This window comes from Janthinobacterium saanense, assembly GCF_014200675.1.
Classification (GTDB): Bacteria; Pseudomonadota; Gammaproteobacteria; order Burkholderiales; family Burkholderiaceae_D; genus Janthinobacterium.
On the sequence record NZ_JACHCI010000018.1, the window covers coordinates 12,833 to 25,732 of the forward strand.

The 12,900-nt window shown below is 59.6% G+C and carries 11 protein-coding genes; 8 read left to right on the top strand and 3 right to left on the bottom strand.

Annotated elements, in window-relative coordinates:
• Nucleotides 1–243: 243 nt before the first annotated feature.
• Both sodB and xseA read right to left on the bottom strand, forming a co-directional pair.
• Nucleotides 244–822, bottom strand: a complete 579-nt coding sequence (gene sodB, locus HDE72_RS21020) for a superoxide dismutase [Fe] (protein ID WP_183745091.1) — start codon at nt 820–822, stop codon at nt 244–246.
• A 167-nt stretch (nt 823–989) separates the two neighbouring features.
• Nucleotides 990–2,351 (bottom strand): exodeoxyribonuclease VII large subunit, encoded by a 1,362-nt coding sequence (gene xseA, locus HDE72_RS21025; RefSeq protein ID WP_183745094.1) that lies wholly within the window; start codon nt 2,349–2,351, stop codon nt 990–992.
• A 1,348-nt stretch (nt 2,352–3,699) separates the two neighbouring features.
• Here xseA and HDE72_RS21030 point away from each other — a divergent pair.
• The 8 genes from HDE72_RS21030 (at nt 3,700) to HDE72_RS21065 (ending at nt 10,624) form a co-directional block, all read left to right on the top strand.
• Nucleotides 3,700–4,305, top strand: a complete 606-nt coding sequence (locus HDE72_RS21030) for a MotA/TolQ/ExbB proton channel family protein (RefSeq protein ID WP_183745097.1) — start codon at nt 3,700–3,702, stop codon at nt 4,303–4,305.
• Nucleotides 4,302–4,742 (top strand): ExbD/TolR family protein, encoded by a 441-nt coding sequence (locus HDE72_RS21035; RefSeq protein ID WP_183745100.1) that lies wholly within the window; start codon nt 4,302–4,304, stop codon nt 4,740–4,742. The genes HDE72_RS21030 and HDE72_RS21035 overlap by 4 nt, the downstream gene beginning before the upstream one ends.
• Nucleotides 4,743–4,831: 89 nt before the next feature.
• Complete coding sequence (gene lpxK / locus HDE72_RS21040) at nt 4,832–5,884, top strand: tetraacyldisaccharide 4'-kinase (RefSeq protein ID WP_183745103.1); 1,053 nt, start codon at nt 4,832–4,834, stop codon at nt 5,882–5,884.
• On the top strand, nt 5,865–6,041 hold the full coding sequence (locus HDE72_RS21045; protein ID WP_183678328.1) for a Trm112 family protein: 177 nt from the start codon (nt 5,865–5,867) through the stop codon (nt 6,039–6,041). The genes lpxK and HDE72_RS21045 overlap by 20 nt, the downstream gene beginning before the upstream one ends.
• A gap of 3 nt (nt 6,042–6,044) precedes the next feature.
• Nucleotides 6,045–6,803, top strand: a complete 759-nt coding sequence (kdsB, locus tag HDE72_RS21050) for a 3-deoxy-manno-octulosonate cytidylyltransferase (RefSeq protein ID WP_183745106.1) — start codon at nt 6,045–6,047, stop codon at nt 6,801–6,803.
• Between the two features lie 227 nt (nt 6,804–7,030).
• Nucleotides 7,031–7,687 (top strand): adenylate kinase, encoded by a 657-nt coding sequence (adk, locus tag HDE72_RS21055; RefSeq protein ID WP_183745109.1) that lies wholly within the window; start codon nt 7,031–7,033, stop codon nt 7,685–7,687.
• 175 nt (nt 7,688–7,862) lie between these two features.
• A complete protein-coding gene (locus HDE72_RS21060; RefSeq protein WP_260176841.1) occupies nt 7,863–9,986 on the top strand; it encodes a sodium-translocating pyrophosphatase in 2,124 nt (707 codons plus the stop codon).
• A gap of 176 nt (nt 9,987–10,162) precedes the next feature.
• Nucleotides 10,163–10,624 (top strand): hypothetical protein, encoded by a 462-nt coding sequence (locus tag HDE72_RS21065; protein ID WP_183745112.1) that lies wholly within the window; start codon nt 10,163–10,165, stop codon nt 10,622–10,624.
• Between the two features lie 26 nt (nt 10,625–10,650).
• On the opposite strand, the gene HDE72_RS21070 is transcribed toward HDE72_RS21065, so the two are convergent.
• Nucleotides 10,651–12,720 carry a TonB-dependent receptor domain-containing protein gene (locus HDE72_RS21070; protein WP_183745115.1) on the bottom strand — a complete coding sequence of 690 codons (2,070 nt, stop codon included), beginning with the start codon at nt 12,718–12,720 and terminating at the stop codon, nt 10,651–10,653.
• Nucleotides 12,721–12,900: the final 180 nt, after the last annotated feature.

Below are 12,900 nucleotides of genomic sequence, written 5' to 3' on the forward strand. Positions count from 1 at the left end.
TAATTTTTTTAATCCAGCATCCAAGCACGTACTTCAGGTGCTCTAGCGCCATATTGCCGTCCAGTAGCATTCCACCAAGTAACAGCATCTTCCTTATGCGCCATGAAATAAAAAAGGAAGTCATTACCATCAGGCAAAGACTTCCTTTTAAGAACTAGACAAAAATTTGTCAAACTTTATTTGATTTGTCAGATTTTATTTAATTTGTCAGATTCTATTTTTAATCGACAACAGGAACGACGCTTACGCGAAGTTCTTGGCAACGAATTCCCAGTTGACCAGGCCCCAGAACGTTTCCACGTACTTGGCGCGCAGGTTGCGGTAGTCGATGTAGTAAGCATGTTCCCACACGTCGCAGGTCAGCAGTGGCTTGTCGCCGGTGGTCAGTGGGCAGCCAGCGTTCGAGGTGTTGACGATGTCAACCGAGCCGTCGGCTTTTTGCACCAGCCAGGTCCAGCCGGAACCGAAGTTGCCGACGCAGGACTTGGTGAATTCTTCCTTGAATTTGTCGAACGACGACCATTTGGCGTTGATTGCGTCAGCCACGGCGCCGGTAGGTGCGCCGCCGCCCGCTGGCTTCAGGCCATTCCAGTAGAAGGTGTGGTTCCACACTTGCGCTGCGTTGTTGAAGATGCCGCCCGACGATTTCTTGATGATTTCTTCCAGCGACAGCTCTTCGAACTCGGTACCCTTGATCAGGTTGTTCAGGTTCGTCACATAAGCCTGGTGATGCTTGGCGTAGTGGTATTCCAGCGTTTCTTTGGAAATGTGTGGCGCCAGGGCGTCCATTGCGTATGGCAGTGGTGGCAGAGTATGTTCCATGTGATGTCCTTTTATGTGAATGGTCGCGTGAATCTGGCCGCCGGCCAGATTGTCGAGTCAAGTATTCTTGCTGAACGAGCCATGATTGTAAAGCGGATGGCGCGATGCTGCTTCCGTGCGCTATTTTACGTGCGGCAATTATTGCCGGCAGAGTATTGCCAGCGGACTCAGTCCAGTGTGGCTTGCACAGTGGCAATGCCGATCTGCGCGCTGCCTTCAGCCAGCCTTACCTCGAGGTTTTGCCTGGCTTTTAATTGGGCGGGCGAGCGCAGAATCACGCCTTTTTCATCGCGCACGATGGCGTAGCCGCGTGCCAAAGTGCGCTGCGGGTTCAGCAGTTCCAGCTGTGACGTCAGCGCTGCCAGGCTGTGGCGCCGCTGCAGCAAGCCTTGCATGATTGCCGCGCCGCTGCGGCGCTGGGTCTCGTGCAGGCGTGCGCGCAGCAAGCTCACTTCCGGGCGCTGCACCGCCCAGCGGTCGCGCAAGCGTTCCAGCGCATGGCGCGACTGGTTCAAGGGCGCGCGCGTGGCATGCGTCATGGCGGTCGACAGGGCCAGCAGCTTCAGGCGCTGCTGGCCGATTTGCGCGGCCGGGTTGAGCAGGCGGCGGCTGTGGCGGTCCAGCGTCTGCGCCGCATCGTCGAGGCTGCGGCGCATGGCGCGGCGTAAATCGCTCGCATCGGCACGCAGGGAATTCATCCAGTCGGCGCGTGGCGTGACGGCCAGTTCGGCTGCCGCCGTCGGCGTGGCGGCGCGCAAGTCGGCGGCGAAATCGGCGATGGTGAAATCGGTTTCATGGCCCACGCCGCTAATTACCGGCATGTAACAATCGGCAATCGCGTGCGCCACCTCTTCATCGTTGAAGGACCACAGGTCTTCGATGCTGCCGCCGCCACGGCAGACCAGCAGCACGTCGCACTCGGCGCGGCGCGACGCCGTGCGGATCGCCTGGGCTATTTTTTCCGGCGCCTGCTGGCCCTGCACGGGAGTGGGATACAAGATGATGGACACGTGCGGCGCGCGGCGCTGCAAGGCTGTCAGCACGTCGCGCAAGGCTGCCGCCTGCGGGCTGGTGACGATGCCGACCGTGCGCGCAAACAGCGGGAGGGCGCGCTTGCGTTCCGGGTCGAACAGCCCCTGCGCGGCCAGTTTTTCCTTCAGGCGCAAGTATGCTTCATACAGGGCGCCCACGCCGGCGCGGCGGATGGCTTCCACATTGATCTGATAATCGCCACGCGCACCGTACAGGGTGACCAGGGCGCGCACTTCCACTTTATCGCCTTCGCGCGGCGTGAAGCCGGCAAATTGCGCGCGACCGCGGAACATCACGGCGCGCACCTGGGCCGCGTCATCCTTCAAGGTGAAATACCAGTGGCCGGAACTGGCGCGCGTAAAGTTGGAAATCTCGCCGGCGATCCAGGTCAGGGGAAACGAGCGCTCGAGCAGGCGCGCCACGGCCTGGTTCAGTGCGCTGACGGTCAGCACGGGCGGGGCGGCATAGCCGCTGTCGGTCGGGTTATCAGTCATCATCAAGGGCAATTCTGGAATGGGAAGGGCAGCAACTGTCCACATATTTTCAGCGAGGTCATGCTTATGTCATATATCGTGCAAAACAACAAGTTCTATTTCTAAGTAATTGATTTCATGGTGAATTCATTCTTGCCTGATTTGCGTGCATAGTGAAAAAAGCCTTTAGGATCAAGCACATCAGTCATGCCGTCCACACTTACGCACAAAGTTATCCACAGAAAATGTGCGGAACTTTGTGCGCGCGATGGAGGGGCCTGGCCTGTGTGTCTGAGCATCAGAAAACTGCCTTGCTGCATTTTTACGCACGGAAATAAAGTCATTGTAAATCAAGGGCTTGGTATGCCATGCATGGCCTTGCACACAATCTTATCCACAAAAAATGTGCAGAACTTGTGCGCTGGCGGTATTTTATCCGGCGAGTGCCTCCGCTGCCTGCCTCTGATTGGCGTGCCCTTTTTTTATGCAAGAGGTAAATACTGATATAAATCAAAGACTTGTGATTATTTCTTGGTATTGCACACAATCTTATCCACAGAATATGTGCAAAACTGGCTAAATCGTTTTAGTGCTAGCGCGGTTTTTCCGCGCGGTTTTCTGTTTCTTGCTCGCCTCTCTGTCTGCCTTATTTTTAATCAATGTAAAAAAGTCGTTTAAAATCAAGGATCTTGCATGGAGTCGAGCCGCTTGCTCACAATCTTATCCACACTTTATGTGTGGAACTGCCATGGCGGTGGAAAAGTCGCCGGCCGCATGCCGATTAAGCGCTGTTTTCTGTGCTGCAGGGGCGCGGATGACGGTCTGCCTTATTTTTATGCAGTCAGATAAAAACGATATAAATCAATGTACTTAGCGTGTATCCGTGCGCTTGCGCACAATCTTGTCCACAGATTATGTGCAGAACTTGTGCCTTGGCCATCGCCGCTGATCAGTGTAGCCTGCCACTTTTTTAAACAATGAAAACAAGTCCTTTATAATCAATGGCTTACTTTCATTCAACCGCCTTGCACACAATCTTGTCCACAGTAAATGTGCAAAACTTTCAAAGTCTTGTCTTTGCAACATTGACTAATGGCGCTCAGCTGCTATGCCTGTATTTTGCACAGTAGCATAATCCACAATAAAATCAATGACTTAGTGTTTATCCTTGGCGCTTGCGCACAATCTTATCCACACAATATGTGCAAAACCGGAGCAAAAGAGCAGCTGTGCATAAGCGCTTGCCACAAGCGCCACTTGCCGCCGGCGCTGCAACGCGCTACATTGCGCCATTCTGCTGCTGGTCATGACAATATGGCCGGTGGGTACAATAGGGCAGCTGTCCTTGCCAAACAAAAACCAGGAGTTTCATTTGCTCGCTATATTCCAAGCCGCCGGCTGGCCCATCTGGCTGTTGTTGATCGCTTCCATCGTGGCCCTGGCCCTGATCATCGAACGCCTGCTGTATTTGCGGCGCAGTAAGGTCTTGCCGCGCAAACTGTTCGACGAAGTGGTGCAGGTGTATCGCGGCGGCAAGATCACGCCCGATACCATCAGCAAGCTGGAAGGCAATTCGCCGCTGGGCGTGGTACTGGCCGCCGCGCTGCGCAATGTGCACGCGCCACGCGAGGTCATGAAGGAATCGATAGAAGAAGCGGGCAGCGGCGTGGCCCACGTGCTGGAACGTTTTTTGACGACCCTGGGCACGATCGCCACCCTGGCGCCGCTGATGGGCCTGTTTGGCACGGTGGTCGGCATGATCGAAATCTTCGGTTCGCAAAACGCCAGCGGTTCGAACCCGGCGCAATTGGCGCACGGCATTTCGGTGGCCCTGTATAACACGGGCTTTGGCCTGGCGATTGCCATGCCGACCCTGGTGTTTTACCGCCATTTCCGCGCCCTGGTCGACAGCTTCGTGATCGACATGGAGCAGCAAGCCGTCAAATTCGTCGATATCGTCCACAGTGGCCGCCAATGAACTTCCGCAAAGGCAAGGGGCGTGAAGACCCCGAAATCAATTTGATCCCGTTTATCGACGTGTTGCTGGTGATCCTGATCTTTTTGATGGTCAGCACTACCTACAGCAAATTTACGGAACTGCAGATCACCTTGCCCACGGCCGACGCCGGGCAAGCCAAGGAGCAGCCGCAGCAGATCGATGTGACGGTGGACGCCAAGGGCAATTACACGGTCAACCGCCAGCCGGTGTCCTTCCGCGACGTGGCCGGCCTGGCCGCCGCCCTGCAGGAAGCGGCCAAGGCTGCCAACGGCGGCAAGCCGCCCGCACAGACGCCGGTGGTGGTGGTCAACGCCGACCAGTTCGCCATGCACCAGATGGTGATACACGTGATGGAAGCGGCGCGCGTGGCCGGTTATGAAAAGCTGACGTTTGCGGCGCAGGCGAGCAGCAAGTAAGTTTATATACAACCCCCAAGCGAAGGGCCGGGGTCGTACCCTCAGGGTACGACCCCAGGTGTCGGCGGGGTTTCAATTTTTAGCTCCCCATGCCCACATCCCCCCCCCAACTCGAATCCACCCTGACCCGCGCCTGGCTCAAACGCGGCCCGCTGGCCTGCGCCCTGTGGCCAGTGTCGCTGCTGTTTGGCAGCTTGAGCAGCCTGCGCCGGGGCTTGTACCGCGCCGGCATGCTGAAATCGGCGCGCCTGCCCGTGCCGGTGGTGGTGGTCGGCAATATTTTTATCGGCGGTACCGGCAAGACGCCGTTGACGATCTGGCTGGTACAAGCCTTGCGCGCGGCCGGCATGCATCCGGGTGTGATTTCGCGCGGCCATGGCAGCGCGGACAAGCTGCCGCGCGCCGTCACGCCGGCATCGACGCCGCAGCAGGTGGGCGACGAGCCGCTGCTGATCTTCCAGCGCGGCGCTTGCCCCGTGATGGTAGGGCGCGACCGGGCGCAAGCGGGCAGGGCGTTGCTGCTTGCCCATCCCGAAGTCGATGTGCTGGTGACGGACGACGGCTTGCAGCACTATGCCTTGCAGCGCGATGTAGAGATTGTGCTGTTTGACGGGCGTGGCGTGGGCAATGGCTGGCTGCTGCCGGCCGGCCCCCTGCGTGAACCGCCGCGCCGCCGCCGCGACGTGACCGTGATCAATACGCCGCAGCTGAGCCCAGCGCTGGTCGCCACGGTGGCGCCTGAAGGCGGACTGCTGGTGCAGATGCAGCTGGCTGGCAGCGTGGCTGAACGCATGATCAACCGCAACGAAAGCAAGCCGCTGGCCGAGCTGGCAAACAGTAGCGAGCGCATCGTGGCGGCGGCGGGCATCGGCAATCCGCAGCGCTTTTTTACCATGCTGCGCCAGGCCGGTTTGAGCTTTGCCGAACTGCCTTTGCCCGACCATCATGATTTCCTCGACCAGCCGTTTGCCGCGTTAGACACCGACCTGATCTTGATCACGGAGAAGGATGCAGTAAAATGTGCGCAAATTGAATATCTCAAAGACGACCCGAGACTGTGGGTCGTCCCGGTCAGTGCGCATATTGATAACGCGCTGGCACAACAAATTGTGGAGAAATGTCGTGGACGCTCGACTGCTTGATATTTTGGTCTGCCCTGTTTGCAAGGGCCAGCTTGAACACGATAAGAAGGCGCAGGAATTGATTTGCCGCGCCGACCGCCTCGCCTACCCTATCCGTGACGGTATCCCCATCATGTGGGCCGACGAAGCGCGCACCCTGCAAGACGCAGTGGAATAAGCGATGTCGTTTATCGTCATCATCCCGGCACGCCTGGCGTCCACGCGCCTGCCCAACAAGCCACTGGCTGACCTGGGCGGCAAACCCATGGTGGTGCGCGTGGCCGAGCAGGCCGCCCTGTCGGGCGCTTCGCGCATCATCGTCGCCACCGACCATGAAGACATCCGCGCCGCCTGCGCCGCGCATGGCGTGGAAGTGTGTTTGACGCGTAGCGACCATCCCTCGGGCACGGACCGCATCGCCGAAGTGGCGCGCACGCTGGACCTGGCCGACGACGCGGTGGTGGTCAATCTGCAGGGCGACGAGCCGCTGATCGATCCATCGCTGCTGGCTGCCTGCGCCGCGCAGATCGGCGTGCACGTGCCGATGGCCACCTGCGCCCATCCGCTGCACGACGCCGCCGACGCCTTCAACCCGAACGTGGTCAAGGTGGTGCTGGACAAGGCTGGCCGCGCGCTGTATTTCTCGCGCGCCACCATCCCCTGGCACCGCGACGGTTTTGCGCAATCGAAAGACAGCTTGCCGGCCGGCTATGTGCCGCTGCGCCATATCGGCTTGTATGCCTATAGCAATGCTTTCTTGCAAGCCTATCCGGGCCTGTCCGTTTCGCCGCTGGAAGGCATCGAGGCGCTGGAGCAACTGCGCGTGCTGTGGCATGGTTATGCGATTGCCGTGCATGTGACCGACTCAGCCCCGGCCGCCGGCGTGGATACGCCGGAAGATTTAGTTCGCGTGCAAGCGCACTATCGCCACGCTACTTGAGCCGTGAGTGCGTAAGGTAAAACTGACGCGCTTGCAGCAAAAACCACATTTGGAAACGCCCGGCGCGATAAAAGCTGGCTTCGGTCAATCTGCTCATGGCAAATTGATAGCAAACTGGCGTTCCGGTGAATTTTTGTGGTAAGTTTCGTAGGGAAAGATAGTCATTGCAGCACCATCTAAAAATAATTACATAGATCCCATCCAAAATCTGCTTTTTAGGAAACTTCATGCGTTTGATACTGTTAGGAGCACCCGGTGCCGGTAAGGGCACCCAGGCTAATTTCATTAAAGAAAAATACAATATTCCCCAAATCTCCACGGGCGACATGCTGCGCGCGGCGATCAAGGAAGGCACCGAACTGGGCCTGGCTGCGAAAAAAGTCATGGACCTGGGCGGCCTGGTGTCGGATGACATCATGATCGGCCTGGTCAAGAAGCGCCTGCAAGACGCCGATTGCGCCAATGGCTACCTGTTCGACGGCTTCCCGCGCACCATCGCGCAAGCGGACGCCATGAAAGACGCCGGCATCCATGTCGACTATGTGCTGGAAATCGACGTGCCTGACGCGTCGATCATCGAGCGCATGGACGGCCGCCGCAGCCACCCGGGTTCGGGCCGCGTCTACCACACCACATTCAATCCGCCCAAAGTTGAAGGTATCGACGACGTCACCGGCGAAGCGCTGATACAGCGCGACGACGACAAGGCGGAAACGGTCAAGAAACGCCTGGATGTGTACCACAACCAGACCAAGGTCTTGCTCGACTATTACAATAACTGGGCCCAGTCCGGCCTGCCAGGCGCACCGAAATACCGCCGCATCGCCGGCGTCGGTCCGGTCGAACAAATTCGCGACAGCGCATTTGCCGCCCTGGCGGAATAAGCATCAACTAGAAGCGGACCCAGGTGTCCGCTTTTTTTGCGCCTTTTTTTGAGACGCGTCGTATCGTTTTCGTAGTGGAAGTTTTTTGCAGTGCGTGTTTTCCTGGTTGCGCATGTCTATCCGGCATGGTCTGCAACCTTTGGCAATGACGTCGATAAAAACAGAAGGAGACGATATGGCAGCCAGTCTGTGGTTTGCGGTAGCCTGCGGCGTGGTCGCAGTCATTTACGGTTTGGTGTCGCGCAGCTGGATCTTGCGTCAGGATCCGGGCAACGCGCGCATGCAGGAAATCGCGCTGGCCATCCAGCAGGGCGCCGCCGCCTATCTGGCGCGCCAGTACCGCACCATCGCCATCGTCGGCGTGGTGCTCCTGATCATCATCTACGCCTTGCTGGGCTTGCACACGGCGCTGGGCTTCCTGATTGGCGCCGTGCTGTCGGGCGCCTGCGGCTTCATCGGCATGAATGTCTCGGTGCGCGCCAATGTGCGCACGGCCCAGGCGGCAACGCTGGGCATCAACCAGGCGCTGAACGTGGCCTTCAAGGGCGGGGCGATCACCGGCATGCTGGTGGTCGGCCTGGGGCTCCTGGGCGTGACCCTGTTTTACTGGTTGCTGGTGAGCACCGGCGCGCCTGGCCTGACCCAGCATGATTTGATCAAGCCACTGATCGGCCTGGCCTTCGGCGCCTCGCTCATTTCCATCTTCGCCCGGCTCGGTGGCGGCATCTTCACCAAGGGCGCCGACGTGGGGGCCGATCTGGTGGGCAAGGTCGAGGCAGGCATTCCCGAAGACGATCCCCGTAACCCGGCGGTGATAGCCGACAATGTGGGCGACAACGTGGGTGACTGTGCCGGCATGGCGGCCGACCTGTTTGAAACCTATGTGGTGACCCTGATCGCTACCATGCTGCTGGGCGCGCTGCTGCTGGCCGACGCTACTACCTCCGCCATCATTTATCCGCTGCTGCTGGGGGCGGTGTCCATACTCGCCTCCATCGTCGGCTGCTCGATGGTGAAAACCAAGCCGGGCGCAAAAATCATGTCGGCCCTGTACACGGGACTGTGGTGGGCCGCTGGCCTGTCGCTGATCGGCTTTGCCGTCGTCACCTGGCTGCTGTGGCCAGACGAGACCATGCGCTACAAGATGATGGGTTCCACCGTGGTTGGCATCGTGCTGACGGGCTTGATGGTCTACATCACCGAATACTACACGGGCACCGACTTCAAGCCCGTGCGCCACATCGCCGAAGCGTCGACCACCGGCCACGGCACCAATATCATCGCCGGCCTGGGCGTGTCGATGAAGTCCACCGCCTATCCGGTGCTGGCCGTCTGCGTGGCCATCCTGGTGTCGTACCAGCTGGCGGGCCTGTATGGCATCGCGATAGCGGCTACCTCGATGCTGTCGATGGCCGGCATCATCGTGGCGCTGGACGCCTACGGCCCGATTACCGATAACGCGGGCGGTATCGCCGAGATGTCGGGCTTGCCGGACTCCGTGCGGGCGATTACCGATCCGCTCGACGCCGTGGGCAACACCACCAAGGCGGTGACCAAGGGCTACGCCATCGGTTCGGCCGGCCTGGCGGCGCTGGTGCTGTTCGCCGATTACACGCATGCGCTCGAATCGGTGGGTCAGCACATCACCTTTGATCTGTCGAACCCGATGGTGATCGTCGGCCTGTTCATCGGCGGCTTGATCCCCTACCTGTTCGGCGCCATGGCGATGGAAGCCGTGGGCCGGGCGGCCGGCGCCGTGGTGGTGGAAGTACGGCGCCAGTTCCGCGATATCAAGGGCATCATGGAAGGTACGGCCAAGCCCGAATACGACAAGGCGGTCGACATGTTGACGGCGTCGGCGATCCGCGAAATGATCGTGCCATCGTTACTGCCGGTGGTGGTGCCCATCGTGGTCGGCATGCTGCTGGGACCAGCGGCCTTGGGCGGCCTCTTGATGGGGACCATCGTCACGGGCTTGTTCGTGGCCATTTCCATGACCACCGGCGGCGGCGCCTGGGACAATGCCAAGAAATACATCGAAGATGGCCATTTTGGCGGCAAGGGTTCCGAAGCGCACAAGGCGGCCGTCACGGGCGACACCGTGGGCGATCCGTACAAGGATACGGCTGGCCCGGCCGTCAATCCGCTTATCAAGATCATCAATATCGTGGCGCTGCTGCTGGTGCCGCTGTTGCCTGCCACGGGCTGGCTGGCGGTGGCCACGCCGGCGCCCGTGCATGCGACGGTGCCGCCCATTTTGACGCCAGCGGCGCCTGCGCCGGTCACGCCACCCCAGTAAGCGTGCCTGATGGCGCCAGATGCCCCGGAAACGGGGCATCTCCATGGTGCTGAGAGTGGTATCTATATGCCTTGCGTATAAAAGGTGAGCAATTGTTACGGTTCCTTTCATATATAGACTTGTCTGCCAATAATGGATCATGCCTGTAGACCGGGCTGACCAAGGCAGGAGATATCATGAACACGCAACTGAGTAGTATCAAACGGCGTAGCGCGCTGGCGCTATTGGTGCTGGCTTGCGCGGCATTGGCGGGCAGCGCGGCTGCCGCGCCTGGCGGCCATGGCGGCGGTTTCCATGGTGGCGGCTTTCACGGCGGTGGTTTTCATGGTGCTTACCATGGCGGTGGCCATTTCCACGGTGGCGGCCATGTGGGCGTCGGCGTCTGGCTGGGTGCGCCATGGGGTTATGGCTACGGGCCGGGCTGGTATGGCGACCCCTGGTACAACTACCCTTACACTGGCACGATAGTCGTGCAGCAACAACCGCCCGTGTATGTGGAGCAGGGCGGCACGCAGGCAGCGCCGGCGGCTTACTACTGCGACAACCCGCAAGGTTATTACCCTGACGTGAAAAGCTGCAGCGTGCCCTGGCGGCAAGTTGCGCCCACGAATGGGGCGCCCGGCAGCGTAGCGCCCTGATACGCCGCCGTCTTAGTGACGCTGGCTTAGAAGCGTGAGGTCAAACCGACAAACATGCGCCGGCCGGGTACGTAGTACTCGACCAGGCCATCGTTTGCCGGGCCTTTCTTGAACAGGTTTTCCAGGCCGCCGCGCAAGGTCCAGTTTGGTGTGACCTTGTACGACACCACCGTATCGACGATGGTGTAAGCCTTGTTGGGCGGACGGCGCGTGGACGTGCGCGCGCCGGCATCGAGTTCCTTGCCCGTGTACTGGGCCGACACTTCAGCAAACAATTGATCCGTGGCTTGCCAGCCCAGCGCCGAGTACAGCGAGACTTTTGGCGTAGCCAGCAGATTGGTGCCCAGGGTCAGGTTTTTCGCCTCCGCCATATAGGTCAGGTTGTTGCGCCAGTTCAAATGCTTTGTCAACGGTATCGTCAAGCTGCCTTCGAGACCGCTGGTACGCGCTTTCTGGATATTGCTCATGCGCGTCCACCATTTGTTTTGGTAAAAGCCCAGCGGCGCGTAATCGATCTTGTTCTTGAAATCCGTATGGAAATAGGTCAGGCCCGCATCCCAGCCATTTTTCTCATAGGCAATGCCGATTTCGGCTGCCGTGCTGGTTTCCGGTTGCAAGTCGGGATTGCCGGCCATGAAACATTCGCCACGGATATAACCGAGCGGATACAGGCTGGTGCAGCCGCGTCCGCCCGAGTTGGTGGCGGACGCGGGCGAATTTTCCTTCAGGCTGGGCGCGCGGAAACCTTGCGAGATACCGCCCTTGACCGTCCATTCCGGCGCCGGGTGGTAGACCAGGTACAAGCGCGGGCTGTGGTGGTTGCCGAATTTGCCATGGTGGTCCAGGCGCCAGCCGATGGTGGCCGTCAGGTTGTCGCGCAGGAACAGCTGGTCTTCCGCGAACAGGGCCGAGGTGGTGCCCGACAAGGTGGCGCCGCTGACCGGGTTGCCCAGGTAATCGGTGGGCACCGTGCCGATGATGTCGGTATTGGTCAGCTCTTCATGTTTCCACTGCGCCCCCATCACCAGCAATTGCTCCACGCCCCAGCCCAGGCGTTTTTCCAGGCTTGCGTCGAGTGTATCGTCCCTGGACTTGGCGACCGTGCCCGGATACTGGTTGTCGTAATCGTTGTGATACAGGTTGACACGGGTCTTGCCGAAATCCCAGCGGCCTTCATAGCCGAGGGCGGCGCTCTTGCGTATCAGCTTGCTGGCGCCCCAGGCGCCAAACAGCGGGTAGCCCTCGGCATCCTGGGTCGAGGAATCGCTGGCTTCCTGGCGGCCATAGCTGGCGTCCAGCGACAGGCTGTGCTTGCTGTTCAACGCCCAGTTCAATTGTCCCGTGATGCTTTGATTGCGCTCGCCGCCGATGCCGCCCGCCTTGCCGATGACTTTTTCATCGGGGTTCTGCCGCGATTGCGCCACGCCGATGCGCATGCCGACCGCTTCCGACAAGGGGCCGGCCAGGTTCAGGCTGAGCTGGTGCGCCGTGCCGCGGCCGCTGTCCTGCGGCTGCGTGTAATTGGCCGTGGCCGAGCCATTCCATTTGCCGGGTACCTTGCGCGTGATGATATTGATCACGCCGCCCATGGCGTCCGAGCCGTACAGCGACGACATGGGGCCGCGCACCACTTCGATGCGCTCGATCATGTCTGGCGAAATCCAGTTCAAGTCCTGCCGGCCCAGATCCGGGCGGTAAGAGGTATCGGCCGAACTGCCGACGCGCTTGCCATCGACCAGGATCAAGGTGTATTTGTCGGGCAGGCCGCGCAGCTTGATCTTCGATTCGTCGCCGACCGGACTGGTGCCGCCCGTCACGCCCGGGATGCGGCGCAGCAGGGTGTTCAAGTCATACACGGGCTGGCGTTCGATTTCCTCGCGCGTGATGACGCTGATGCTGGCCGGCGCATCCTTGATGTCGATGGCCGTGCCGGAAGCGGTCACGACCACGGTACTCATGGTGGGATCGTGATTGACTGGATTAGCTTCGGCCCAGGCCTGGCTGACGGCCAGCGACAGCAAACAGGGCAGGAGGTGGGCGGCGCGGTGGAGTGATGAGTTGTGACGTGCTGCAAAAGCGGAACTGCGCTTGGTCATGTTGGGCTTCCCGAAAGGTGGTGATGTCCTGGCTGCCTTCCGGGTGGCTGGGGAAATATATGGTGTGATGGCGAGTTTGCGTCAAATGAGAATAAGAATCGTTCTTATTGTAGTGCTATCCTGGCAAGAAAGAAAGTATCGTCTGAAAATAAAACACCGTTACAGTCTGTTTTGCCGTCT

Bases quoted from the DNA above. Each gene is read 5' to 3' on its own strand.
- lpxK (WP_183745103.1), top strand. From the start codon at position 4,832: ATGCCCACATCCCCCCCCCAACTCGAATCCACCCTGACCCGCGCCTGG.
- kdsB (WP_183745106.1), top strand. From the start codon at position 6,045: ATGTCGTTTATCGTCATCATCCCGGCACGCCTGGCGTCCACGCGCCTG.
- HDE72_RS21070 (WP_183745115.1), bottom strand. From the start codon at position 12,720: ATGACCAAGCGCAGTTCCGCTTTTGCAGCACGTCACAACTCATCACTC.
- HDE72_RS21060 (WP_260176841.1), top strand. From the start codon at position 7,863: ATGGCAGCCAGTCTGTGGTTTGCGGTAGCCTGCGGCGTGGTCGCAGTC.
- HDE72_RS21065 (WP_183745112.1), top strand. From the start codon at position 10,163: ATGAACACGCAACTGAGTAGTATCAAACGGCGTAGCGCGCTGGCGCTA.
- xseA (WP_183745094.1), bottom strand. From the start codon at position 2,351: ATGATGACTGATAACCCGACCGACAGCGGCTATGCCGCCCCGCCCGTG.
- adk (WP_183745109.1), top strand. From the start codon at position 7,031: ATGCGTTTGATACTGTTAGGAGCACCCGGTGCCGGTAAGGGCACCCAG.
- sodB (WP_183745091.1), bottom strand. From the start codon at position 822: ATGGAACATACTCTGCCACCACTGCCATACGCAATGGACGCCCTGGCG.
- HDE72_RS21035 (WP_183745100.1), top strand. From the start codon at position 4,302: ATGAACTTCCGCAAAGGCAAGGGGCGTGAAGACCCCGAAATCAATTTG.